Consider the following 24392-nt stretch of genomic DNA (forward strand, 5'->3'; position numbering starts at 1 on the left):
AGCGCCATGACCCACCCAATGCCTGGGTTGCTCTGGACCGATCGCTGAGGAGCTATTTCCGTGACTGACAACAATTTCAAGAAATTCCGTGACGTCGAAATCCGCGCAGCGCGCGGCAACAAGCTGACCGCCAAAAGCTGGCTGACTGAAGCACCGTTGCGCATGCTGATGAACAACCTCGACCCGGAAGTCGCCGAAAACCCGAAAGAGCTGGTGGTCTACGGCGGTATCGGCCGTGCCGCGCGTAACTGGGAGTGCTACGACAAGATCGTCGAGAGCCTGACCAACCTGAACGACGACGAGACCCTGCTGGTGCAATCCGGCAAGCCGGTTGGCGTGTTCAAGACCCACAGCAATGCCCCGCGCGTGCTGATCGCCAACTCCAACCTGGTGCCACACTGGGCCAACTGGGAGCACTTCAACGAACTGGATGCCAAGGGCCTGGCCATGTACGGCCAGATGACCGCCGGTAGCTGGATCTACATCGGCAGCCAGGGCATCGTTCAGGGCACCTATGAAACCTTCGTCGAAGCCGGTCGCCAGCACTACAACGGCAGCCTCAAGGGTAAGTGGGTACTGACCGCAGGCCTCGGCGGCATGGGCGGCGCCCAGCCACTGGCGGCAACGCTTGCCGGTGCTTGCTCGCTGAACATCGAATGCCAGCAGAGCCGCATCGATTTCCGCCTGAGCAGCCGTTACGTCGACGAGCAAGCCAAGGACCTGGATGACGCCCTGGCACGTATCGCCAAGTACACCGCAGAAGGCAAGGCCATCTCCATCGCCCTGCTGGGCAACGCTGCAGAAATCCTGCCTGAGCTGGTCAAGCGTGGCGTGCGTCCGGACATGGTCACCGACCAGACCAGCGCCCACGACCCACTCAACGGCTACCTGCCAGCCGGCTGGACCTGGGAGCAATACCGCGACCGCGCGCAAACCGAACCGGCCGCTGTGGTCAAGGCTGCCAAGCAATCCATGGCTGTACACGTTCAAGCCATGCTGGATTTCCAGAAGCAAGGCGTCCCGACCTTCGACTACGGCAACAACATCCGTCAGATGGCCAAGGAAGAAGGCGTGAGCAACGCGTTCGACTTCCCAGGCTTCGTACCAGCCTACATCCGTCCGCTGTTCTGCCGCGGTATCGGTCCGTTCCGTTGGGCTGCACTGTCGGGCAACGCCGAAGACATCTACAAGACCGACGCCAAGGTTAAAGAACTGATCGCCGACGACGCCCACCTGCACAACTGGCTGGACATGGCCCGCGAGCGCATCAGCTTCCAGGGCCTGCCAGCACGTATCTGCTGGGTGGGTCTGGGTCTGCGTGCCAAGCTTGGCCTGGCGTTCAACGAAATGGTCCGCAGCGGTGAGCTGTCGGCACCGATCGTCATCGGCCGCGACCACCTGGACTCCGGTTCCGTTTCCAGCCCGAACCGTGAAACCGAATCGATGCAAGATGGCTCCGATGCCGTCTCCGACTGGCCGCTGCTCAACGCCCTGCTCAACACCGCCAGTGGCGCAACCTGGGTTTCCCTGCACCACGGTGGTGGCGTTGGCATGGGCTTCTCTCAGCACTCGGGCATGGTCATTGTCTGCGATGGTACTGATGAAGCGGCCGAGCGTATCGCTCGCGTACTGCACAACGACCCGGCCACCGGTGTCATGCGTCACGCCGATGCCGGTTATCAGATCGCCATCGATTGTGCGAAGGATCAAGGCTTGAACCTGCCGATGATCACCGGCTGATCTTCGTTAAATAGTTGATACTGATATCTATGCAGGCGAATACGCCTCACGAGTACGGAGCATTAACGTGACTGAATTGACCCTCAAGCCTGGCACCCTGACCCTGGCGCAGCTGCGTGCGATCTACCAGCAACCGGTAAAACTCAAGCTGGACGCCAGCGCTGACCAGCAGATCGACGCCAGCGTCGCCTGTGTCGAGCAGATTCTTGCGGAAAACCGCACCGCCTACGGCATCAACACCGGTTTCGGCCTGCTGGCCTCGACCCGTATCGCCAGCCACGACCTGGAAAACCTCCAGCGTTCGCTGGTACTGTCCCACGCCGCAGGTGTTGGCCAGCCGATCGACGATGCCCTGGTGCGCCTGATCATGGTGCTCAAGGTCAACAGCCTGAGCCGTGGTTTCTCCGGTATCCGCCGCAAGGTCATCAACGCGCTGATCAGCTTGATCAACGCTGAGGTCTACCCGCACATCCCGCTCAAAGGTTCGGTCGGTGCTTCCGGCGACCTGGCTCCGCTGGCGCACATGTCACTGGTACTGCTCGGTGAAGGCAAGGCGCGCCACAACGGCCAATGGCTGTCGGCCACCGAAGCCCTGGCGGTTGCCGGCCTTGAGCCGCTGACTTTGGCGGCCAAGGAAGGCCTGGCGCTGCTCAACGGTACCCAGGCATCCACTGCCTATGCCTTGCGCGGCCTGTTCGAAGGCGAAGACCTGTTCGCCGCTGCCACCTCGATCGGTGCCCTGACCGTGGAAGCCGTGCTCGGTTCGCGCTCGCCATTCGACGCACGTATCCACGAAGCCCGTGGCCAACGTGGCCAGATCGACTCCGCTGCCTGCTACCGCGACCTGCTCGGTGATGGCACTGAGGTTTCGGCGTCCCACGAAAATTGCGGCAAGGTCCAGGACCCGTACTCGCTGCGTTGCCAGCCACAGGTCATGGGCGCCTGCCTGACCCAACTGCGCCAGGCCGCCGAAGTACTGGTGGTCGAAGCCAACGCGGTGTCCGACAACCCGCTGGTGTTCGCGGCCGAAGGTGATGTGATCTCCGGCGGTAACTTCCACGCCGAACCGGTTGCCATGGCCGCCGACAACATGGCCCTGGCCATCGCTGAAATCGGTTCGCTGAGCGAGCGCCGCATTTCGCTGATGATGGACAAGCACATGTCCCAGCTGCCTCCGTTCCTGGTCGCCAATGGTGGGGTCAACTCCGGCTTCATGATCGCCCAGGTTACCGCTGCGGCCCTGGCCAGCGAAAACAAGGCCCTGGCGCATCCGCACAGCGTCGACAGCCTGCCGACCTCGGCCAACCAGGAAGACCACGTGTCGATGGCCCCGGCTGCTGGCAAGCGTCTGTGGGAAATGGCCGAGAACACCCGTGGGGTGCTCGCCGTGGAATGGCTGGCTGCAGCGCAAGGCCTGGACCTGCGCGAAGGCCTGAAGACTTCGCCGAAGCTGGAGCAGGCGCGTCAGACCTTGCGCGGCAAGGTCGCCTTCTACGAGAAAGACCGCTTCTTCGCCCCAGACATCGAGGCGGCTATCGCCCTGCTGGCCGAAGGTCAACTGACCGGCCTGCTGCCGGCCAAGGTCCTGCCTAGCCTGTAATCCCCCAGGGGCGGCTGCGAGCGACTTCGCGGGGCAAGCCCGCTCCTACTGTGGGAGCGGGCTTGCCCCGCGATGGTCGATGACGCAGCTCAATCATTTTCACGACCAGAACAACAATAAGGACGTGACATGCAAGAAACTCAAGGTCTGAAGCGCGGGCTCACCGCGCGTCACATTCGCTTCATGGCACTGGGCTCGGCGATCGGCACCGGGTTGTTTTACGGCTCCGCCTCGGCCATCCAGATGGCTGGACCGGCAGTACTGCTGGCCTACCTGATCGGTGGTGCAGCGGTGTTCATGGTTATGCGCGCGCTGGGTGAAATGGCCGTGCACAACCCGGTGGCTGGCTCCTTCGGCCATTACGCCAGCACCTACCTGGGGCCGATGTCGGGGTTCATCCTCGGCTGGACCTATGCCTTTGAAATGATCATCGTCTGCCTGGCCGACGTCACCGCCTTTGGCATTTATATGGGCTTCTGGTTTCCGGAAGTGGCGCGCTGGATCTGGGTGCTGGGCATCGTCTTCCTGATCGGCGGCCTGAACCTGTGCAACGTCAAGGTATTCGGCGAGATGGAGTTCTGGCTGTCGCTGCTCAAGGTTGGCGCCATCGTCGCGATGATCCTCGCAGGCTTCGGCATCATGGCCTTCGGCCTGAGCAATGCCGGTGCCGGCAACGCCGTGGGTATCAGCAACCTGTTCGAGCATGGCGGTTTCATGCCCAACGGTGTTAGTGGCCTGATCGCATCGTTTGCCGTGGTGATGTTTGCCTTCGGCGGCATCGAGATCATCGGCATCACCGCCGGTGAAGCGAAGGATCCGCAGCGGGTTATCCCCAAGGCCATCAACGCTGTGCCGATGCGCATCCTGCTGTTTTATGTGCTGACTCTGTTTGTGCTGATGTGCCTGTACCCTTGGCCGCAGATTGGCAGCCAGGGCAGCCCGTTCGTGCAGATCTTCAGCAACCTGGGGATCGGCTCGGCGGCGACCGTACTGAACATCGTGGTGATCTCGGCGGCGATCTCGGCCATCAACAGCGACATCTTCGGTGCCGGGCGCATGATGTACGGCCTGGCCCAGCAAGGGCAGGCGCCCAAGGGCTTCGCCAAGATCTCCCGTCACGGCGTGCCGTGGATGACCGTAGTGGTCATGGGCGCAGCCTTGCTCGGCGGCGTGGTGCTCAACTACTTGATCCCGGAAAACGTCTTCCTGCTGATCGCTTCGATCGCCACCTTCGCAACCGTGTGGGTCTGGCTGATGATCCTGGTGACCCAGGTCGCCATGCGCCGCAGCATGAGCCGTGAAGAAGTCGCCCAGCTGAAATTCCCGGTACCGTTCTGGCCTTATGGCCCTGCGGCGGCGATTGCCTTCATGCTGTTCGTATTCGGCGTGCTCGGGTACTTCCCTGATACCCAGGCAGCACTGCTGGTGGGTGTGGTCTGGGTGCTGTTCCTGGTGGTGGCCTACAAGCTCTGGTGCAAGCCGCAGGTGGTTGCCAGCGCGCAGCCGCTGGTGCAGGAACCTACTCAACTCTGATCAAGGAGACTCTGGATGAAAACCCTCTGGCAGCATTGCCATGTGGCAAGCATGGCGCAAGGCGCCTACTCGATCATCGAGGATGCGGCGATCGTCACCAGCGCCGGCCATATCGAGTGGATCGGCCCGCGCCAGCAGCTGCCGGATCTGGTCGCTGACAGAACCGTTGACCTGGGCGGCGCTTGGGTCACCCCGGGGTTGATCGACTGTCACACCCACGCGGTGTTCGGCGGCAACCGCAGCGGCGAGTTCGAGCAGCGCCTGCAAGGGGTGAGCTATGCCGAGATCGCCGCCCAGGGTGGCGGTATCGCCAGCACCGTGCGCGCTACCCGTGCGGCCAGCGAGGACGAACTGTTCACCAGCGCCCGCCAGCGCGTGCAGGCGCTGATGCGCGATGGCGTCACTACTGTGGAGATCAAGTCTGGCTACGGCCTGGACCTGGCCAGCGAGCGCAAGCTGCTCAAGGTCATCCGCCGCCTGGGCGAGGAGCTGCCATTGACCGTGCGCAGCACCTGCCTGGCCGCCCATGCCTTGCCGCCGGAGTACAAAGATCGGGCTGACGACTACATCAGCCATATCTGCGATGAAATGCTCCCGGCCCTGGCTGCCGAGGGCCTGGTGGACGCCGTCGATGCCTTTTGTGAATACCTGGCGTTTTCGCCGGCCCAGGTCGAGCGGGTATTCATTAAGGCGCGTGAGTTGGGGCTGCCGGTCAAGTTGCATGCCGAACAACTGTCGTCCCTGGCCGGCTCCAGCCTGGCAGCACGCTACCAGGCGCTGTCGGCCGATCACCTGGAGTTCATGACCGAAGACGACGCCATCGCCATGGCGGCGGCCGGTACCGTGGCGGTGCTGCTGCCCGGTGCCTTCTACTTCCTGCGTGAAACCCAGCTGCCGCCGATGGACGCCTTGCGCAAGCATGGGGTGAAGATCGCTATCGCCAGTGATCTCAACCCGGGGACTTCGCCGGCGCTGTCGTTGCGCCTGATGCTGAACATGGCTTGTACCCTGTTTCGCATGACCCCGGAAGAAGCCCTGGCCGGTGTCACCCAGCATGCGGCGACAGCTCTGGGCCTGGGCGACAGCCACGGTTCGCTGGAGGTAGGCAAGGTCGCCGACTTTGTCGCCTGGCAGATTGAACGACCGGCCGACCTGGCTTACTGGCTCGGTGGTGACCTGCCCAAGCGGGTAGTGCGCCTGGGCCATGAATTATTCAATTAAGAGAGGGCCTATGGACAAGGTACTGAATTTTCACCAGGGTACGCTGCCGCTGCTGATCAGCATGCCCCACGCTGGTTTGAACCTGACCTCGGTGGTGCGGGACGGCCTGGTCGAGCAGGCGCAAAGCCTGCCGGACACCGACTGGCATATCCCGCAGCTTTATGACTTTGCCCGCGAGCTTGGGGCCAGCGTGGTCGCAGCCGAATATTCGCGTTTCGTCATCGACCTGAACCGCCCGGACGACGACAAGCCGCTGTACGTCGGTGCCACCACCGGCCTGTACCCGGCGACCCTGTTTGAAGGCGAGCCGCTGTTCAAGGACGGCAAGGCCCCCTCGGAGCAGGAGCGGGCAGGGTACCTGGAGACGATCTGGCGGCCGTATCACGCCACTATTGTTGAAGAGCTGGCGCGCCTGCGCGAGCAGTTCGGCTATGCCTTGCTTTGGGATGCCCACTCGATCCGCTCGCACATCCCGCACCTGTTCGACGGCAAACTGCCGGACTTCAACCTCGGCACCTTCAATGGCGCCAGTTGTGATCCGCAGTTGGCGCAAAGGCTGCAAGATGTGTGTGCAAAATTTCACCAGTACAGCCATGTGCTCAACGGTCGCTTCAAGGGCGGGCACATCACTCGCCACTATGGCGACCCGGACAAGCATATTCATGCAGTGCAACTGGAGCTGGCGCAGAGCACCTACATGGAAGAGGTCGAGCCGTTCAAGTATCGGCAAGACCTGGCCGAGCCGACCCAGGTGGTGTTGAAGCAATTGCTGGAGACGGTGCTGGGTTGGGGCAAGGAGCGCTACCAGGCTTGAGACCAGGGTGAACTCATCGCTGGCAAGCCAGCTCCCACAGGTTGGACTGCCCCCTGTGGGAGCTGGCTTGCCAGCGATGGGGCCCTGAAGAACAACACAGGTACATGCTCAAAGCGCAATTCAGGTTTATGATGCCCAACGGCAGAATAATTCCCACACGGAGTGCGTAATGCAGACCTTGTACCCGCAGATCAAACCCTACGCCCGGCACGATCTGGCCGTGGAAGCACCGCATGTGTTGTACGTCGATGAAAGCGGTTCGCCGGAAGGTCTGCCGGTGGTGTTCATCCATGGCGGCCCGGGGGCCGGCTGCGATGCTCAGAGCCGCTGCTATTTCGATCCCAACCTGTATCGCATCATTACCTTCGATCAGCGCGGCTGCGGCCGTTCGACCCCCCATGCCAGCTTGGAAAACAACACCACCTGGCATCTGGTCGAAGACCTTGAGCGCATCCGCAAGCACCTGGGCATCGAAAAGTGGGTACTGTTCGGTGGCTCCTGGGGCTCGACCCTGGCCCTGGCCTATGCCCAGACCCACCCCGAGCGCGTACATGGCCTGATCCTGCGCGGCATCTTCCTGTGCCGTCCGCAAGAGATCGAGTGGTTCTACCAGGCCGGCGCCAGCCGCCTGTTCCCCGACTACTGGCAAGATTACATCGCGCCGATTCCGGCCGAAGAGCGTGGCGACCTGGTCAAGGCCTTCCACAAGCGCCTGACCGGCAACGACCAGATTGCCCAGATGCACGCCGCCAAGGCCTGGTCGACCTGGGAAGGGCGCACTGCGACCCTGCGGCCCAACCCGCTGGTGGTCGATCGCTTCTCCGAACCTCAGCGTGCGCTGTCGATCGCCCGCATCGAATGCCACTACTTCACCAATAATGCTTTCCTGGAATCGGACCAACTGATCCGCGACATGCCGAAGATCGCCCATCTGCCGGCGGTGATCGTGCATGGCCGCTACGACGTGATCTGCCCGCTGGACAATGCCTGGGAGCTGCATCAGGCCTGGCCCAACAGTGAACTGAAGGTGATTCGCGACGCAGGCCACGCGGCATCCGAGCCGGGTATCACCGACGCGCTGGTGCGTGCCGCCGATCAGATGGCCCGGCGCCTGCTCGACTTGCCTCTGGAAGAAGCATGAAGGGCTTGCTGCAACGGGCGCGCGGCGCGCGGGTGGATGTCGAGGGCAAGACCGTCGGTGCGATCGACCAGGGCCTGCTGGTGCTGGTTGCGGTCGAGCCAGGCGATACCCAGGCCCATGCCGACAAACTGTTGCACAAGTTGCTCAACTACCGGGTGTTCAGCGATGCCGAGGGCAAGATGAACCTGTCGCTCAAGGATATCGGCGGCGGCTTGCTGCTGGTGTCGCAGTTCACCCTGGCCGCCGACACCCAGAGCGGCCTGCGCCCAAGCTTCTCGACAGCTGCGCCACCGGCGCTGGGTGCCGAACTTTTCGACTATTTGCTGGCCCAGGCGCATGCGCAACACGCAACGGTTGCCAGTGGTCAGTTCGGGGCTGACATGCAAGTGCACCTGGTCAATGATGGCCCCGTAACATTTATGTTACAAATATGATGGCAAAAAACCCCTGTTTGCGGCAAAACAAGGGGTTTTCCAGCAGAAATAGTTTGTTCCGCCTGATGCGTTGTAACGCGGCCTGCTGGATAATCGCGCGCTATGTGGGCCTGTGTTCGCAGGTTCGTTTCACTCTGACTTGAGACTGTCCGGAACCGTTTGGGGAATCATTGCGCCCTTTCGGAGTCCGAACAGTGCTCGCCAACCTGGCATATGTCGCTGGCCGTTGGTTTTATGATCTGTTTTCGGCGAGGGTTGCTCGTGATTGTAAGTCCCTGTAATGCACCAAGAACTCCCGGCATTCGGTTGCGCAAGGCCCTGTTGGCAGGCGCAACGCTGGTAAGCCTGCTCGGCGCAGGCCAGCTCTGGGCGTTCAACCTTGACGATGTCGCGGCCAAGGCGAAGGACCTTGCCGGACAAAAGTACGAGGCGCCGAAAAGCAATCTGCCGGCGGTGTTCCGTGACATGAAGTACGCGGACTACCAGAAAATCCGCTTCCTCAATGAAAAAGCCGAGTGGACCAAGGACAAGACGCCGTTCAAGCTGTCCTTCTACCACCAGGGCATGCATTTCGACACGCCGGTCAAGATCAACGAAATCACCGCGAAAGCCGTGAAAGAGATCAAATACGACCCGAGCCGCTTCGATTTCGGCGACCTGCAGTTCGACGCCAAGGCCACCGAGAAGCTGGGGTACGCCGGTTTCCGCGTGCTCTACCCGATCAACAAGGCCGACAAGCAGGATGAAATCATGACCCTGCTGGGCGCCAGCTATTTCCGCGTGGTCGGCAAGGGCCATGCGTATGGCTTGTCTGCCCGTGGTCTGGCCATCGACACCGCGCTGCCCTCGGGTGAAGAGTTCCCACGCTTCAGCGAGTTCTGGATCGTGCGTCCCAAAGCCACCGACAAACAACTGGTGATCTACGCACTGCTTGATTCGCCACGCTCCACCGGCGCCTACCGCCTGACCCTGCGTCCGGGCAGCGATACCATTGTCGACGTGCAGTCCAAGGTGTTCCTGCGTGACCACGTCAGCCGCCTGGGTATTGCCCCGCTGACCAGCATGTTCCTGTTCGGTGGCAACCAGCCGTCCAAGGTGCTCAACTACCGTCCGGCCCTGCACGACTCCGAAGGCCTGTCGATCCACGCCGGCAACGGCGAGTGGCTGTGGCGCCCGCTGAACAACCCGAAACACCTGGCCGTGAGCAACTTCAGCGTCGAGAACCCGCGTGGTTTCGGCCTGCTGCAACGTCAGCGTGAATTCAGCCAGTTCGAAGACCTCGACGACAACTACCAGAAGCGTCCGAGCGCCTGGATTGAGCCGGTCGGTGACTGGGGCAAGGGTACCGTCGATCTGGTCGAGATCCCGACTGCCGACGAAACCAACGACAATATCGTGGCGTTCTGGAGCCCGGAGAAACTGCCGGAGCCAGGTACCCCGTTCGAATACGCCTACCGCTTGCACTGGACCATCGACGAGTCCGAGCTGCACTCGCCGAAACTGGGCTGGGTCAAGCAGACCCTGCGCTCGACCGGTGACGTCAAGCAGTCCAACCTGATTCGTCAGGCCGATGGCAGCGTTGCCTTCCTGGTCGACTTCGAAGGCCCGGTACTGAGCGAACTGCCGGCAGACACCGCCGTGCGCAGCCAGGTAAGCGTCGGCGACAACGCCGAGTTGGTCGAGAACAACCTGCGCTACAACCCGGAAATCAAAGGCTGGCGCCTGACCCTGCGGTTGAAGGTCAAGGATCCGAGCAAGTCCGTGGAAATGCGCGCTGCCCTGCTGCGTGACGTTCCGGTTGAGCCGGCCAAGCCTGCCAAACCAAGCAAGCAGGACAAAGCTGCGGCCAAACACGCCAAGGCTGAAAAGCCTGCCGAGCAACCTGCCGCCGACGCGGCATCCACCACCGGGGCACCGGCCACCACCGAACAGGTGCTGACCGAGACCTGGAGCTATCAGTTGCCTGCCGATGAGTAATGCTCAAACCCGGCCAGAATCGCTCAGCGAATACCTGGCCCACCTGCCTCTGAGCGACGAACAGCGCGCCGAGCTCGCCCGCTGCACGTCGTTCAGTGAGCTGCACCAACGTCTGTCTGCCCAGCCGGACGCCAACGCTGCCGAGGCCGTCCAGGCTTCGGTGGGCGAGCGCCTGCACCTGGCCAGCGCTGAAGAACTGCAAGACGCCGAGATGCTCGCGGTCGACGGCAGCGGTCGGGTGTGCCTCAAGGCCACCCCGCCAATCCGTCGTACCCGGGTCATTCCCGAGCCGTGGCGGACCAACATCCTGATCCGCGCCTGGCGCCGCCTGACCGGCCGCACCAACGCGCCGGCACCAGAAAAGCGTGAGCTGCCCAAGGCGCGCTGGCGCTGGGTCGGCTCGATGCGCCGCTATATCCTGCTGGCGCTGATGCTTGGTCAGACTATCGTCGCCGGCTGGTACATGAAGGGCATCCTGCCGTACCAGGGCTGGTCGTTCGTCGACCTTGACGAAGTCATGCACCAACCGTTGATGCAGACCGCCTCGCAAGTCTGGCCGTATGCATTGCAGACCAGCATCCTGGTCCTCTTCGGTATCCTGTTCTGCTGGGTATCGGCGGGTTTCTGGACCGCATTGATGGGCTTTCTGGAGCTGCTCACCGGCCGGGACAAGTACCGGATCTCCGGCAGCAGCGCCGGCAATGAGCCGATCGAAGCCGGTGCGCGCACCGCGATCGTCATGCCGATCTGCAACGAAGACGTGCCGCGGGTATTCGCGGGCCTGCGGGCGACGTTCGAGTCGGTCGCCGCGACCGGTGACCTCGATCGTTTCGACTTCTTCGTGCTCAGCGACACCAACGACACCGACATCGCCGTGGCCGAGCAACAGGCCTGGCTGGAAGTCTGCCGTGAGGCCAAGGGCTTCGGGCGGATCTTCTACCGTCGCCGTCGTCGCCGGGTCAAACGCAAGAGCGGCAACCTCGACGACTTCTGCCGTCGTTGGGGCGGCGACTACCGTTACATGGTAGTGCTCGACGCCGACAGCGTGATGAGCGGCGAATGCCTGACCAGCCTGGTACGCCTGATGGAGGCCAACCCGGACGCCGGGATCATCCAGACCGCGCCCAAAGCCTCGGGCATGGACACCCTGTATGCGCGCATGCAGCAGTTCGCCACCCGCGTCTACGGCCCGCTGTTCACCGCCGGCCTGCACTTCTGGCAGCTCGGTGAGTCGCACTACTGGGGCCATAACGCGATCATCCGCATGAAGCCCTTCATCGAGCACTGCGCCCTGGCGCCATTGCCGGGCAAGGGTGCCTTTGCTGGTGCGATTCTTTCCCACGACTTCGTCGAAGCGGCGCTGATGCGCCGGGCCGGCTGGGGCGTGTGGATTGCCTACGACCTGCCGGGCAGCTATGAAGAGTTGCCGCCGAACTTGCTCGATGAGCTCAAGCGTGACCGGCGCTGGTGCCATGGCAACCTGATGAACTTCCGCCTGTTCCTGGTCAAGGGCATGCACCCGGTGCACCGTGCGGTGTTCCTCACCGGGGTGATGTCGTACCTGTCGGCGCCGCTGTGGTTCTTCTTCCTGGTGCTGTCGACTGCGTTGCTGGCGACCAACACCTTGATGGAACCTCAGTACTTCCTGGAACCACGCCAGCTCTATCCATTGTGGCCGCAGTGGCACCCGGAGAAGGCCATTGCGCTGTTCTCCACCACCATCGTGCTGCTGTTCCTGCCCAAGCTGCTCAGCGTCATCCTGATCTGGGCCAAGGGTGCGAAAGAGTTTGGCGGGCGCTTCAAGGTGACCCTGTCGATGTTGCTGGAGATGCTCTTCTCCATGCTCCTGGCGCCGGTGCGGATGATCTTCCACACCCGCTTCGTGCTCGCCGCGTTCCTCGGCTGGGCCGCGACCTGGAACTCGCCGCAGCGTGACGATGACTCCACCCCGTGGAGCGAAGCAGTACGCCGCCATGGCCCGCAAACCCTGCTGGGTGTGGCGTGGGCCTTGCTGGTGGCGTGGCTGAACCCGAGCTTCCTGTGGTGGCTGGTGCCGATCGTAGGTTCGCTGATGCTGTCGATCCCGGTTTCGGTGATCTCCAGCCGCGTGCACCTGGGCCTGCGGGCCAAGGATGAGAGCCTGTTCCTGATTCCCGAGGAATACGCCACGCCTCAGGAGCTGCTGGCCACCGACCAGTACACCCATGAGAACCGCTGGCACGCCATGCACGACGGATTCGTGCGTGCGGTGGTCGACCCGCAGCAGAACGCCCTGGCGTGTGCCCTGGCCACTGCGCGCCACGGCGTTGCGGCGCCGATCGAGGCGCTGCGTGCCGAGCGTATTGCCAAGGCTCTGAAGGTTGGCCCTGGTGGTCTGGACGGTAGTACCCGGCTGGCCCTGCTCAGCGATCCGGTAGCACTCTCGCGCCTGCATACGGCGGTCTGGGCTGAGCAGAACGAGGCCTGGTTGGGCGTCTGGCGCCAGTCGATCGCCAACGATCCACACTCGCCGTTGTTGCCCTTGCATCCGGAACCTTCCGTGCAGCCTTCGCTGGTCGGTGCCTGACTGATCGCGGGGCAAGCCCGCTCCTACAAAACTGTGGGAGCGGGCTTGCCCCGCGATTTGTTTCAGCCCTTTTTCCGATACCCACAACGCTGTCCATGCGTTAGCATCCCTCCCCGAATATCTCGCACCCGTCTGACTAGGACGGTTCGCACTAAAAATAAAATTCGAGCTTTCTTGCTGGGGGATCTGGTGATGATTAAGAAGTATCTGTCGATGCTGCTGGTCGGCGTCACGGCGCTGGTCGCGGTCAATGCCGCCCAGGCGGCCGGCGCCATCGATGATGCGGTCAAGCGCGGCACCCTGCGGGCGGGTATGGACCCGACCTACATGCCGTTCCAGATGACCAACAAGCGCGGCGAGATCATCGGCTTCGAGGTCGATATCCTCAAGGCCATGGCCAAGTCCATGGGCGTCAAGCTGGAGATAGTCTCCACCGCCTACGATGGCATCATCCCGGCACTGATGACCGACAAGTTCGACATCATCAGCAGCGGCATGACCCTGACCCAGGAACGCAACCTCAAGCTGAACTTCAGCGAACCCTTCATCGTTGTTGGCCAGACCCTGCTGATCCGCAAAGAGCTGGCTGACGAGATCAAGTCTTACAAAGACCTGAACAACGAAAAGTACCGCCTGACCTCCAAGCTCGGCACCACCGGTGAGATGGTCGCCAAGAAACTGATCGGCAAGGCCAAGTACCACGGCTACGACAACGAGCAGGAAGCGGTGATGGACGTGGTCAACGGCAAGGCCGACGCCTTCGTCTACGACGCGCCTTACAACGTCGTGGCGGTGAACAAGGCTGGCGCTGGCAAGCTGCTGTTCCTCGACAAGCCGTTCACCTTCGAGCCATTGGCCTTCGGCCTGAAGAAGGGCGACTACGACAGCCTCAACTTCATCAACAACTTCCTGCACCAGATCAAGCACGACGGTACCTACGATCGAATCCACGACAAGTGGTTCAAGGACACCGCCTGGCTCAAGGACATGGAATAAGGCTGCGGCAGCACGCCTGGCTTGAAACCCGACGCGCAGGCTAAGCCCTGCGCGTTCGCTTTTACGGAAGTACCTCACGTGATCAAACACAAGAAAGCCCAGTGGCCCTGGCACGGGCTGACCGCGCTGGTCCTGATCGGCCTGGCGATCAGCCTGTATTACGCGACCTCGATGATGTCCTACGAGTGGCGCTGGAACCGGGTGCCGCAGTACTTCGCCTACCAGGCGGAGGTCACCCAGCGCGTCAGTGAAAACGGCACCATCGAAGCCATCGTCAGCAAGGGCGACATGGCCAGCGTCACTGTACGTGACGAGAGCGGCGGCGAGCAGGTCTTTGAGGTCGAGCAAGCCAGCGTGCAGCTGTCGCGCGGCGACGATGTGGCCGAAGGCGACCTGATCGGCGTTACCCATCACTGGGCTGCCGGCCCACTGGCCTGGGGCCTGTGGACCACGGTATGGATCTCGGTCGCCTCCGGCGTGCTGGGGCTCTTGATCGGCCTGTTTGCCGGGCTCTGCCGGCTGTCGAACAACCCGACTCTGCGTGACCTGTCGACGGTCTACGTCGAGCTGGTACGCGGCACGCCGCTGCTGGTGCAGATTTTCATCTTCTACTTCTTCATCGGTACCGTGCTCAACCTGTCCCGGGAGTTTGCCGGGGTGGCGGCGCTGGCGCTATTTACTGGCGCGTATGTCGCCGAGATCGTTCGCGCAGGCGTGCAGTCGATCGCCAGAGGCCAAGGTGAGGCTGCACGCTCGCTGGGCCTGAGCGCCGGCCAGTCGATGCGCCATGTGGTGCTGCCGCAAGCCTTCAAGCGTGTGCTGCCACCGTTGGCCGGGCAGTTCATCAGCCTGGTCAAGGACACCTCGCTGGTTTCGGTGATCGCCATCACCGAACTGACCAAAAGCGGTCGCGAGGCGATCACCACCTCGTTCTCGACGTTCGAGATCTGGTTCTGCGTCGCCGGCCTGTACCTGTTGATCAACCTGCCGCTGTCGCACATGGCCAGCCGGCTTGAGCGGAGGCTTGCGCAAAGTGATTGAAGTCCGTGACCTGGTAAAAGTCTTCGACACCCGTGGGCAGGTCGTGCGCGCGGTGGATCACGTCAGCACCGACGTGGCCAAGGGCGAAGTGCTGGTGGTGCTTGGCCCTTCGGGCTCGGGCAAGTCGACGTTCTTGCGTTGCCTGAACGGCCTGGAGTCGTTCGATGAAGGCACCGTGGCCATCGACGGCCTGCAACTGGCCGACCCGAAGACCGACGTCAACGCCTACCGCCGTGAAGTCGGCATGGTGTTCCAGCATTTCAACCTGTTCCCGCACATGACCGTGCTGGAGAACCTGTGCTTGGCGCAAAAGGTCGTGCGCAAGCGCGGCAAGGCCGAGCGCGAGGCCAAGGCCCGGGCCTTGCTGGAGAAGGTTGGTATCGCTCAGAAGGCCAACGAGTTCCCCTCACGCCTGTCCGGTGGTCAACAGCAGCGGGTGGCGATCGCCCGCGCCCTGGCCATGGACCCCAAGGTGATGCTGTTCGATGAGCCGACCTCGGCGCTCGACCCGGAGATGGTCGGCGAAGTGCTGGATGTGATGAAGACCCTGGCCCTGGAAGGCATGACCATGGTTTGCGTTACCCATGAGATGGGCTTTGCCCGGGAAGTGGCGGACCGGGTGCTGTTCTTCGACCATGGCAAGCTGCTGGAAGACTCGCCGCCAGAGGCGTTCTTCACCTCGCCCAAGGACCTGCGCGCTCAGGCGTTTTTGCGTCAGGTACTTTGAGGCCGTATCGCGGGGCAAGCCCGCTCCCACAGAGTTCGAACAACCTGTGGGAGCGGGCTTGCCCCGCGATGCTTTCTACAGCTGGAACTTGCCGACCAGTGTCTGCAAATGCGTGCCCAGCCGCGCAAGCTCTACGCTCGACGCCGCTGTCTCCTCACTGGCGGCCGAGGTCTGATCCGACACATCGCGCACATTCATCACACTGCGGTTGATCTCTTCGGCCACCGCGCTTTGCTGCTCGGCAGCTGCGGCGATCTGCTGGTTCATCGCCTGGATCGACGAGACGGTGCGGGTGATGGTCTCTAGCGAGGTGCCGGCGCGGCGGGTCAGTTCGACGCTGCTGTCGGTCAGGCCGCGGCTGGCGTCCATGACCGAGGCTACCTGCTGGGTGCCGTTCTGCAGGCCGGCGATCAATTGCTCGATCTCTTCGGTGGACTGCTGGGTACGTTGCGCCAGGCTGCGCACTTCGTCGGCCACCACGGCAAAACCACGCCCGGCTTCACCAGCACGCGCAGCTTCGATGGCGGCGTTGAGGGCGAGCAGGTTGGTCTGCTGGGCCACTGACTTGATCACATCGAGCACGCTGCCGATCTTGTCGCTTTCGGCCTTGAGCTGGCCCATGGCTTCGCTGGAGTGGTTGACCTCGCTGGCCAAGCGCTCGATCTGGGCGATGGCTTCGCCAACCACTCGATCACCCTCACGGGCCTGCTGGTCGGCCATCACCGCGGCTTCCGAGGCTTCTTCGGCGTTGCGCGCGACTTCCTGCACGGTCGCGGCCATTTCGTTCATGGCAGTGGCCACCTGGTCGGTTTCGACCTTTTGATTGTTGACCCCGGCGCTGGTCTGCTCGGTAACCGCCGACAGCTCTTCGGCGGCGCTGGCAATCTGGGTGACGCCGTCGCCGATGCCGCCGATCAGTTCGCGCAGGCTGACGGTCATGCGCTGCATGCTGCGCTGCAACTGGCCCAGTTCGTCGCGGCGCTCGACGTTGAGGTCGTGGCGCAGGTCGCCACTGGCAACCCGGTCGGCGGCGTTGAGGGTCTGGCGCAGGGGGATGATGATCTGCCGGGTGATGACCCAGGCGGCCAGCAGGCCGATCAGCAAGGCCAATGCGGTGGCCAGGGCCAGCATCGATTTGGCGTGCTGCGACTCTTCATCGCGCAGGCCAGTGAGGGTGGTGGTCAGTTGCTGGCTGAGCTCGATCAGGCTTTGGCCGAGCACGACCATCTGTTGGGCGGCCTGCTCGGAAGCGTTTTGCGCGTTGCCGAATTCGATCACCGCGCCGCGATAGTTGCCCAGGGCGCGAGCCGCCTGATTGAAGTTGCTGGAGTAGCTGGCAGGCAGCACTTCGGCCAGGGTCTTGAGTTGTGCGGTGGCCTGCTCGATGGCTTGCAGCGCGGTCTGTTGGAATTCGGCCTTGCCGCTGTAGGTGTAGCCGCGGACCTGGAAACGCGCCTGTTGCAGCAACTTGCTGGCGCCGACCACGCTGTTGAACAGGTTCAGGTCGCTGCCGCCAAGCAGTTGTTGCTCGACCTGGGCGATCAGGGCTGCGGCCTCGTCGGCGCTGTTGCCAAGCACGGCGCGGCTGGCTTCCCGCTGCCGGGCGGCCTTGTCGGCACTGTCGAGGGCCTGGCGATACTGGCGCACGGTTTCGTGCTGCTGCTCGATACGGCGGCGGTTCTCGGGCAGAACGATGCGTTGGTCGACTGCTTGCAGTTGACGCTCCAGCGCCGTCAGGGCATTGCTGAGGTTCTGTGCGGCCGCCTCATCGCCCTTGATCTGGTAGCCCTGGCGGGCGATGCGCAGTTCGAGGGTGGCCTGGTGCACCTGGGAGATGCCGCCCAGGGTGTCGCCGCGCTCGGAGATACCGTTCAGGCCCTGCCAGCCGGTCAGGGTAATGGTCAGGGTCAGCAGCAGGACCAGGCCGAAGCCAATGCCGAGTTTGAGGTTGACGCTCACATTACCCAGATGCTGGGCTAACCAACGGTACATGGTGGGACTCCATTGCGATCGGCAGAGGCGGTTTTTGTTCTGTTGCCAATGCATCGGCCAGGAGCGGCAAAACTGAAGTCAGAACAAGCGTGCCAATAGCGCGGTGACCGCTGTCTCCACGCGCAGGATGCGTTCGCCGAGCTGTACCGGGCTCAGCCCGGCCTTGCCCAGCAGGTCGATCTCGTAGGGAATCCAGCCGCCTTCAGGGCCGATGGCCAGGGTTACCGGCTCATTCAGCCCGCGCGGGCAGGCCGGATACTGGCCGGGGTGGCCGACCAGGCCGAGGGTGCCAGCGCTGATGGCCGGCAGGCGGTCTTCGACAAAGGGCTTGAAGCGCTTTTCGATGATCACTTCGGGCAGGACGGTATCGCGGGTTTGCTCAAGGCCAAGGATCAGTTGCTCGCGAATGGCCTCGGGTTCGAGGAATGGCGTTTGCCAGAAGCTTTTCTCGACCCGGTAGCTGTTGACCAGAATCACTTTCGGCACGCCCATGGTGGCGACGGTCTGGAACACCCGGCGCAGCATTTTAGGCCGTGGCAGGGCCAGCACCAGGGTCAGTGGCAGCTTGGCCGGAGGTGGCAGATCGAAGCTGACGCTGAGCTCGGCTTCATGGCCTTCCAGGCGCAGCACCACGGCCTGGCCCATCAGCCCGCCGATACGACCCACGCGCAAGGTATCGCCCACCGCTACGCGGTGGATCTCCTGCATGTGGGTAAAGCGCCGATCAGCCAGCACCACACGGTCGGCCGCGATGAAGTCGGCCTCTTCGAGTAACAGCAGGTTCACGGCTGGGTCGCTGGCGGTTGGTCGTTATGATCGTCGGCCGCATCTTGCGGGTGATCGCCGCGTTTGCGGATCAGGCCGCCAAACAGCACGCCGATCTCGAACAGCAGCCACATCGGCACCGCCAGCAGAGTCTGCGAGAAGATGTCCGGCGGGGTCAGGATCATGCCGACCACAAAGCAGCCGATGATCACGTACGGGCGGATCTTCTTCAGGTACTTCACGTCGACCACGCCGATCCACACCAGCAGCACCACGGCCACCGGGATCTCGAAGGCCACGCCGAAGGCGAAGAACAGGGTCATGACGAAGTCCAGGTAGCTGGAAATGTCCGTCATCATCGCCACCCCGTCCGGGGTGGCGCTGGCGAAGAAGCCGAAGATCAGCGGGAACACCAGGAAGTAGGCGAAGGCCATGCCGGCGTAGAACAGGATGATGCTCGACACCAGCAGCGGAATGGCGATGCGTTTTTCATGGCGGTACAGGCCCGGCGCGATGAAGCCCCAGATCTGCTGGAGGATCAGCGGAATCGCCAGGAACAGCGAGACGATCATGGTCAGCTTGAACGGCGTCAGAAATGGTGAGGCCACATCGGTGGCGATCATCGTTGCGTTGGCCGGCAAGTGCTCGCGCAACGGGGCCGAGACCAGGGTGTAGATCTGCTGCGCGAAGGAGAACAGCCCGGCGAAGATCAGGAAGATGGCTGCGACGCAGCGCAGCAGGCGCGTACGCAATTCGGTGAGGTGCGAAACCAGCGGCATCGGCTGGTCGTTTTCCGGAATTTCGCTCATGGGGCTCGCGGAGGCTGTGTCGGTTCGGTGGGCGCGCTGGCAACTGGCGGCGTGGCTTCGCTGCCGCTCGGGGCTGGCGCCGGGGCGCTTTCGCTGGTAGCCGCCGGGGTTGCAGGCGGCTCGGGCGTTACGCTGTTGGGGTTGAGGATCTTGCGCGCTTCCTGCTCCATGGAGAGGATGTGCTCGTTGTGCAACTGGCGACGGATGTCATCAGCGCCGATTTCGCGCTCGACCTCCTGTTTGATCGCATTGAAGCTGCGCTTGAGCCGGCCGATCCACAGCCCGGCGGTGCGCGCGGCGCCCGGCAGGCGCTCGGGGCCGAGCACCAGCAGGGCCACCAGGCCCACGAGCAACAGTTCGCTGAAGCTGATCCCGAACATGTGATTACTCTTTCTTGGCCGGTTCTTCGACCTTGTGGGCCTGGCCTTCGAAGGTCTGCGGCTGGTTCAGCGGCGAAGCGGCCTGCGGCTGGACAGGTTGCACCGACGCTGGGGTCTGCTCGTCGGGCTTGGACTCTTCTTCGTTCATGGCTTTCTTGAAGCCTTTGATCGATTCGCCCAGGTCGCTGCCGAAGTTCTTCAGCTTCTTGGTACCAAACACCAGTACCACCACGACCAGCAGGACGATCCAGTGTTTCCAGTCAAAAATACCCATGGTGCAATCCCTCGAAATAATTCAGTTAGGCCGACGGCTGACGCGCTGCTTTCTCGGCATGCCCGGAGAGGCCGAAACGGCGGTCCAGCTCGTCCAGCACCGCCTGCGGGTGCTGGCCCAGTTGGGCAAGCATGATCAGGCTATGGAACCACAGATCGGCGGTCTCGTAGATGACATCGCTGCAGTCGCCGCTGTGGGCGGCGTCCTTGGCGGCGATGATGGTCTCGACCGACTCTTCGCCGAGCTTTTCCAGAATCTTGTTCAGGCCCTTGTGATACAGGCTGGCCACGTACGAGCTGTCGGGCTCGGCGCCTTTGCGCGCTTCGAGTACTTCGGCCAGGCGGGTCAGGGTGTCGCTCATGTCAGTGTCCTGCGCTGTAGATGGCATGCGGGTCCTTGAGGACCGGATCGACGGTCTTCCACTCACCGTGCTCGAAGACCCGGTAGAAGCAGCTTTCGCGGCCGGTATGGCAGGCGATATGACCCAGTTGTTCAACCATCAGGATGATTACGTCGGCGTCGCAGTCCAGGCGCATTTCATGCAGCTTCTGCACGTGGCCGGATTCTTCGCCTTTGCGCCACAGTTTGCCACGCGAACGTGACCAGTAGATGGCTCGCTGCTCGGCGGCGGTCAGGGTCAGCGATTCGCGGTTCATCCAGGCCATCATCAGCACGCGCCCGGTTTTGTGATCCTGGGCGATAGCCGGTACCAGGCCATCGCTGTTCCAGTTGATCTCGTCCAGCCAGTCTTTCATCTTCGACTCCAAAGCCGGGTTCGAGCCTGTGCCGAACCCTTGCGCTAGTGTGCCAGCCAGCGGCGCGGCTGGCTATCGACGCACGATCAGGTAGAGGCCGGCGGCCAGCATCAGCCAGGCCGGCCAGGCGGCGGGAGCGCTCAGGCTGACCGCGCCGGCGGCCAGGGTGGCACCGCCGCCAAGCAACCCGGCACCGAGCAGGCGCAGGGCCCAGTGATCGCTCCTCTGCTGCCAGGGCGCCGGTGGGTCGGACGGGTGCGGCTGCGACATGCGTTCGAGCAGGTCGCGGGTCATGCCGGCCAGGTGCGGAATCTGCTCGACCTGACCGTGCAGGTTCTGCAGCAGGGTCTTGGGGCTGACCCGCTCGCGCATCCAGCGTTCCAGGAATGGCTGGGCGGTGCTCCACAGGTCCAGGTCCGGGTACAGTTGGCGGCCCAGGCCTTCGATGTTGAGCAGGGTCTTTTGCAACAGAACCAGCTGCGGCTGGACTTCCATGTTGAAGCGCCGTGCGGTCTGGAACAGGCGCATCAGCACTTGGCCGAAGGAAATATCCTTTAACGGTTTTTCGAAGATCGGTTCGCAAACGGTACGGATCGCCGCTTCGAATTCATTCAGTTTGGTCTGCGCCGGTACCCAGCCCGAGTCGATGTGCAACTGCGCCACGCGGCGATAGTCGCGCTTGAAGAAGGCAAACAGGTTGCGCGCCAGGTAGTCCTGGTCCTCGGGCGTCAGGCTGCCGACGATGCCGCAGTCGATGGCAATATACTGCGGGCTCCACGGCTTGACCGTGCTGACGAAGATGTTGCCCGGGTGCATGTCGGCGTGGAAGAAGCTGTCGCGAAATACCTGGGTGAAGAAAATCTCCACACCGCGTTCGGCAAGCATCTTCATGTCGGTGCGCTGATCGGCCAGGGTCACAAGGTCGGTGACCTGGATGCCGTAGATGCGCTCCATCACCAGCACCTTCGGCCGGCACCAGTCCCAGTAGACCTGGGGCACGTACATCATCTCCGAGCCTTCGAAGTTGCGCTTGAGCTGGCTGGCGTTGGCCGCTTCGCGCAACAGGTCGAGTTCGTCGTAGATGGTCTTCTCGTAGTCGTTGACCACTTCCACCGGGTGCAGCAGGCGCGCATCGGCCGAGACCCGCTCGGCACCCTTGGCAATCAGGAACAGCCAGGCCAGGTCTTGTGCAATGACCGGTTTCAGGCCCGGGCGCACCACCTTGACCACCACCTCTTCGCCGCTCTTGAGCTTGGCTGCGTGCACCTGGGCCACCGACGCCGAGGCCAGTGGCTCGACGTCAAAGCGGCTGAACACCTCGCTGATGCTTGCCCCGAGCTGTTCTTCGATCAGGGCGATGGCGTGTTGCGAGTCGAACGGTGGTACGCGGTCCTGCAGCAGCATCAACTCGTCGGCGATGTCTTCAGGCAGCAGGTCACGGCGGGTCGAGAGCAACTGGCCGAACTTGATGAAGATCGGCCCCAGGTCCTGCAGTGCCAGGCGCAGGCGCGCGCCACGGCTCAGTTCAAGCTGCTTGCGCGGCAGCCAGCGCCAGGGCATGGCGTAACGCAGGCCCATCAGCCACCAGGGCAGGGGCAGGGCGAACAGCAGGTCATCGAGACGGTAACGGATCACGACGCGCTGGATGCGCAACAAACGGCGGACGGCAAGCAGCTTCATGCGTTATCGCTGGTATCAAGGGATCGGGCAAGGCGCTCAAGGCGCGCCTCAAGGCGTTCAATATCGACTTTGAGCGTGTCGAGTTCGCTGAAGCGGGCTTCGGCTTCGCGCTGGCCAACCAGGGTCCTGGCCTCTTCAGCGAGGTACTCGGACAGGTTCTGGTTGAGCGCCGCCAGGCCCTGGCGAGTCCAGTTGGCGCGGCTACGCAAGTGGCCGCTGAGCATCTGCGTGGCGACCGGGCCGAGCCAGCGGGAGACTTCGTACTCCCAGTCCAGCTCCAGGTCCTGCAGCACGGCGACCAGGTCAAGCAGCACCGCGCTGTCGCCTTCAAGCTCGACCTGCGGGCTGTGCAGCACGGCGCTCTTGTCCTGGCTCAGGGCCAGGCGCAGCAGGCTGCTGGCCGGCGCACGCAGGGTGCAGTCAGCCTCGTTGGCCCAGTGCGTGGCCAGCATCAGGCCTTCGTCGCCGGGCAGGATGAACAGCTGCAGGGCAGGCTGGCGGCAGTCGATGGCAATCACCTTGCCGTCGAGCGGGCGCAGGCGCGGCAGCGCTGTGCTGTCCAGGCGCAAGACACGGTTGAGGCCGTGTTCGACGCTGGCGAGCAGGCCGGCCAGGAGCATCAGGGCTTGATTCCCCGGTGCAGGGCAACGATGCCGCTGGTCATGTTGTGGTAGGTGACGCGGTCGAAACCGGCCTCGACCATCATCGCCTTGAGGGTTTCCTGGTCGGGGTGCATGCGGATCGATTCGGCCAGGTAGCGATAGCTTTCCGAGTCGTTGGTGATCAGCTTGCCGGCCAGCGGCATGAAGGCGAACGAGTAGGCGTCGTAGACCTTGGACATCAGCTTGTTGGTTGGCTTGGAGAATTCCAGTACCAGCAAGCGGCCACCGGGCTTGAGCACCCGCAGCATGGAGCGGATGGCCTCATCCTTGTGAGTGACGTTGCGCAGGCCGAAGGCGATGGTCACGCAGTCGAAGTGGTTGTCCGGGAACGGCAGCTTTTCGGCGTCGGCCTGGACGAACTCGATATTGCCGGCCACGCCGCGGTCGAGCAGGCGGTCACGGCCGACCTTGAGCATCGACTCGTTGATATCGGCCAGCACCACCTGGCCGCTAGGGCCGACCAGCTGCGAGAACTTGGCGGCCAGATCGCCGGTACCGCCGGCGATGTCGAGCACGCGGTTACCTGGGCGCACGCCCGACAGCTCGATGGTGAAGCGCTTCCACAGGCGGTGCATGCCGCCGGAGAGCACGTCGTTCATCAGGTCGTACTTGGCCGCCACCGAGTGGAACACCTCGGCGACTTTCTCGGCCTTCTGGCTTTCCGGCACATCTTTGTAGCCGAAGTGGGTGGTGGGTTCGGCGTGGTCGCCTTTGCGCTGATCGTTCATATCGCTTCACCGGAAAAAATTACTGGCCATTCTAGGGCGTACGGTCGGTTTTGTCTTGGCGGGGTGTGTCGCAGGTGGGACGCGGGCATAATACAAGTATGCCTTCGAACCCAGGATTGAATGAATGACCCAGATCAGCGTTGAACGCAAACACAGCCTGGGCCGCGACGCGGCTCGGCAAAAGGCCGAAGCCCTGGTCGACAAGCTGGCCCGTGAGTACGACCTCAAGGCCAGCTGGAACGGTGACCGGGTCGAGATCAAGCGCAGCGGTGCCAATGGCAGCGTGCAGATCGGCGAGGACAGCATCAAGGTCGAACTGAAGCTGGGCATGATGCTGTCGATGATGAGCGCGACCATCAAGAGCGAGATCGAGCGGGCGCTGGACAAGGCGTTGGTTTGATTGCGCGTTGGCCTCATCGCCGGCAAGGCCGGCTCCCACAGGATTTGTGTGAGCTGGTCTGATTTGGATCAGCTGATCTTGCCCTTAGGGTGAGAATTCTAATTTTTCCCCCTACCTTGTGCTCAAGCCCAACTTCCCTGGGCAGTTCTTCCATTTC

The 24392-nt window shown here is 62.8% G+C and carries 23 protein-coding genes and 1 pseudogene; 13 read left to right on the forward strand and 11 right to left on the reverse strand.

The annotated features are described in order from the left end of the window. Window positions 1-60 precede the first annotated feature (60 nt). The 12 genes from hutU to M5G17_RS10210 all read left to right on the forward strand — a co-directional run bounded on the left by hutU (window position 61) and on the right by M5G17_RS10210 (window position 15790). Window positions 61-1740, forward strand: a complete 1680-nt coding sequence (gene hutU / locus M5G17_RS10155; RefSeq protein ID WP_273892791.1) for a urocanate hydratase — start codon at window positions 61-63, stop codon at window positions 1738-1740. Between the two features lie 67 nt (window positions 1741-1807). Next, the gene (gene hutH / locus M5G17_RS10160) at window positions 1808-3340 is read left to right on the forward strand and encodes a histidine ammonia-lyase (RefSeq protein ID WP_273892792.1); all 1533 of its coding nucleotides are present in this window, start codon (window positions 1808-1810) and stop codon (window positions 3338-3340) included. Between the two features lie 129 nt (window positions 3341-3469). Beyond that, the gene (locus M5G17_RS10165; protein ID WP_273892793.1) at window positions 3470-4873 is read left to right on the forward strand and encodes an amino acid permease; all 1404 of its coding nucleotides are present in this window, start codon (window positions 3470-3472) and stop codon (window positions 4871-4873) included. A 15-nt stretch (window positions 4874-4888) separates the two neighbouring features. Beyond that, a complete protein-coding gene (hutI, locus tag M5G17_RS10170; protein WP_273892794.1) occupies window positions 4889-6094 on the forward strand; it encodes an imidazolonepropionase in 1206 nt (401 codons plus the stop codon). Between the two features lie 10 nt (window positions 6095-6104). After that, window positions 6105-6908, forward strand: coding sequence for an N-formylglutamate deformylase (hutG, locus tag M5G17_RS10175; RefSeq protein ID WP_273892795.1), 804 nt, complete (start codon window positions 6105-6107; stop codon window positions 6906-6908). A 169-nt stretch (window positions 6909-7077) separates the two neighbouring features. Beyond that, the gene (pip, locus tag M5G17_RS10180; RefSeq protein WP_273892796.1) at window positions 7078-8049 is read left to right on the forward strand and encodes a prolyl aminopeptidase; all 972 of its coding nucleotides are present in this window, start codon (window positions 7078-7080) and stop codon (window positions 8047-8049) included. Next, a complete protein-coding gene (dtd, locus tag M5G17_RS10185) occupies window positions 8046-8483 on the forward strand; it encodes a D-aminoacyl-tRNA deacylase (protein WP_273892797.1) in 438 nt (145 codons plus the stop codon). Before pip ends, dtd begins: the two co-directional genes overlap by 4 nt. A 261-nt stretch (window positions 8484-8744) precedes the next feature. Further along, window positions 8745-10460 carry a glucan biosynthesis protein G gene (locus M5G17_RS10190; RefSeq protein WP_273892798.1) on the forward strand — a complete coding sequence of 572 codons (1716 nt, stop codon included), beginning with the start codon at window positions 8745-8747 and terminating at the stop codon, window positions 10458-10460. Continuing rightward, window positions 10453-13026: a glucans biosynthesis glucosyltransferase MdoH gene (mdoH, locus tag M5G17_RS10195; RefSeq protein ID WP_273892799.1), complete on the forward strand. Its 2574-nt coding sequence runs from the start codon at window positions 10453-10455 to the stop codon at window positions 13024-13026. Before M5G17_RS10190 ends, mdoH begins: the two co-directional genes overlap by 8 nt. Before the next feature lie 195 nt (window positions 13027-13221). Then, complete coding sequence (locus tag M5G17_RS10200) at window positions 13222-14022, forward strand: transporter substrate-binding domain-containing protein (protein WP_273892921.1); 801 nt, start codon at window positions 13222-13224, stop codon at window positions 14020-14022. Window positions 14023-14100: 78 nt separating this feature from the next. Beyond that, the gene (locus M5G17_RS10205) at window positions 14101-15063 is read left to right on the forward strand and encodes an amino acid ABC transporter permease (RefSeq protein ID WP_273892800.1); all 963 of its coding nucleotides are present in this window, start codon (window positions 14101-14103) and stop codon (window positions 15061-15063) included. Then, window positions 15056-15790, forward strand: coding sequence for an amino acid ABC transporter ATP-binding protein (locus M5G17_RS10210; protein ID WP_273892922.1), 735 nt, complete (start codon window positions 15056-15058; stop codon window positions 15788-15790). Before M5G17_RS10205 ends, M5G17_RS10210 begins: the two co-directional genes overlap by 8 nt. 75 nt (window positions 15791-15865) lie before the next feature. Here M5G17_RS10210 and M5G17_RS27600 read toward each other — a convergent pair whose 3' ends face one another. The 11 genes and pseudogenes from M5G17_RS27600 to ubiE all read right to left on the reverse strand — a co-directional run bounded on the left by M5G17_RS27600 (window position 15866) and on the right by ubiE (window position 23835). Next, window positions 15866-16738 carry a methyl-accepting chemotaxis protein gene (locus M5G17_RS27600; protein WP_407691958.1) on the reverse strand — a complete coding sequence of 291 codons (873 nt, stop codon included), beginning with the start codon at window positions 16736-16738 and terminating at the stop codon, window positions 15866-15868. Continuing rightward, window positions 16721-17836, reverse strand: a pseudogene (locus M5G17_RS27605) (methyl-accepting chemotaxis protein); the annotation flags it as partial. The gene M5G17_RS27600 and the pseudogene M5G17_RS27605, both read right to left, overlap by 18 nt. Window positions 17837-17860: 24 nt before the next feature. Continuing rightward, the gene (locus M5G17_RS10220) at window positions 17861-18568 is read right to left on the reverse strand and encodes a 16S rRNA (uracil(1498)-N(3))-methyltransferase (protein WP_273892802.1); all 708 of its coding nucleotides are present in this window, start codon (window positions 18566-18568) and stop codon (window positions 17861-17863) included. Further along, complete coding sequence (tatC, locus tag M5G17_RS10225; protein ID WP_273892803.1) at window positions 18565-19356, reverse strand: twin-arginine translocase subunit TatC; 792 nt, start codon at window positions 19354-19356, stop codon at window positions 18565-18567. The genes M5G17_RS10220 and tatC overlap by 4 nt, the downstream gene beginning before the upstream one ends. Beyond that, window positions 19353-19736: a Sec-independent protein translocase protein TatB gene (tatB, locus tag M5G17_RS10230; RefSeq protein ID WP_273892804.1), complete on the reverse strand. Its 384-nt coding sequence runs from the start codon at window positions 19734-19736 to the stop codon at window positions 19353-19355. The genes tatC and tatB overlap by 4 nt, the downstream gene beginning before the upstream one ends. A gap of 4 nt (window positions 19737-19740) precedes the next feature. Continuing rightward, window positions 19741-20010: a twin-arginine translocase TatA/TatE family subunit gene (locus tag M5G17_RS10235; RefSeq protein WP_273892805.1), complete on the reverse strand. Its 270-nt coding sequence runs from the start codon at window positions 20008-20010 to the stop codon at window positions 19741-19743. A gap of 25 nt (window positions 20011-20035) precedes the next feature. Next, the gene (locus tag M5G17_RS10240; protein ID WP_273892806.1) at window positions 20036-20371 is read right to left on the reverse strand and encodes a phosphoribosyl-ATP diphosphatase; all 336 of its coding nucleotides are present in this window, start codon (window positions 20369-20371) and stop codon (window positions 20036-20038) included. A 1-nt stretch (window position 20372) separates the two neighbouring features. Then, window positions 20373-20765 (reverse strand): phosphoribosyl-AMP cyclohydrolase, encoded by a 393-nt coding sequence (gene hisI / locus M5G17_RS10245; protein WP_273892807.1) that lies wholly within the window; start codon window positions 20763-20765, stop codon window positions 20373-20375. Window positions 20766-20837: 72 nt separating this feature from the next. Further along, on the reverse strand, window positions 20838-22445 hold the full coding sequence (gene ubiB / locus M5G17_RS10250; protein WP_273892808.1) for a ubiquinone biosynthesis regulatory protein kinase UbiB: 1608 nt from the start codon (window positions 22443-22445) through the stop codon (window positions 20838-20840). Then, window positions 22442-23065 (reverse strand): ubiquinone biosynthesis accessory factor UbiJ, encoded by a 624-nt coding sequence (locus M5G17_RS10255; protein WP_273892809.1) that lies wholly within the window; start codon window positions 23063-23065, stop codon window positions 22442-22444. Before M5G17_RS10255 ends, ubiB begins: the two co-directional genes overlap by 4 nt. Next, a complete protein-coding gene (gene ubiE, locus M5G17_RS10260) occupies window positions 23065-23835 on the reverse strand; it encodes a bifunctional demethylmenaquinone methyltransferase/2-methoxy-6-polyprenyl-1,4-benzoquinol methylase UbiE (RefSeq protein ID WP_273892810.1) in 771 nt (256 codons plus the stop codon). The genes M5G17_RS10255 and ubiE overlap by 1 nt, the downstream gene beginning before the upstream one ends. Before the next feature lie 124 nt (window positions 23836-23959). On the opposite strand from ubiE, the gene M5G17_RS10265 reads away from it, so the two are divergent. Then, entirely contained in the window at window positions 23960-24235 is a 276-nt protein-coding gene (locus tag M5G17_RS10265; RefSeq protein WP_273892811.1) for a polyhydroxyalkanoic acid system family protein, read from the forward strand. The last annotated feature ends 157 nt before the right edge of the window (window positions 24236-24392 follow it).

It is taken from the genome of Pseudomonas rubra (assembly GCF_028656935.1).
Taxonomy (GTDB): Bacteria; Pseudomonadota; Gammaproteobacteria; order Pseudomonadales; family Pseudomonadaceae; genus Aquipseudomonas; species Aquipseudomonas rubra.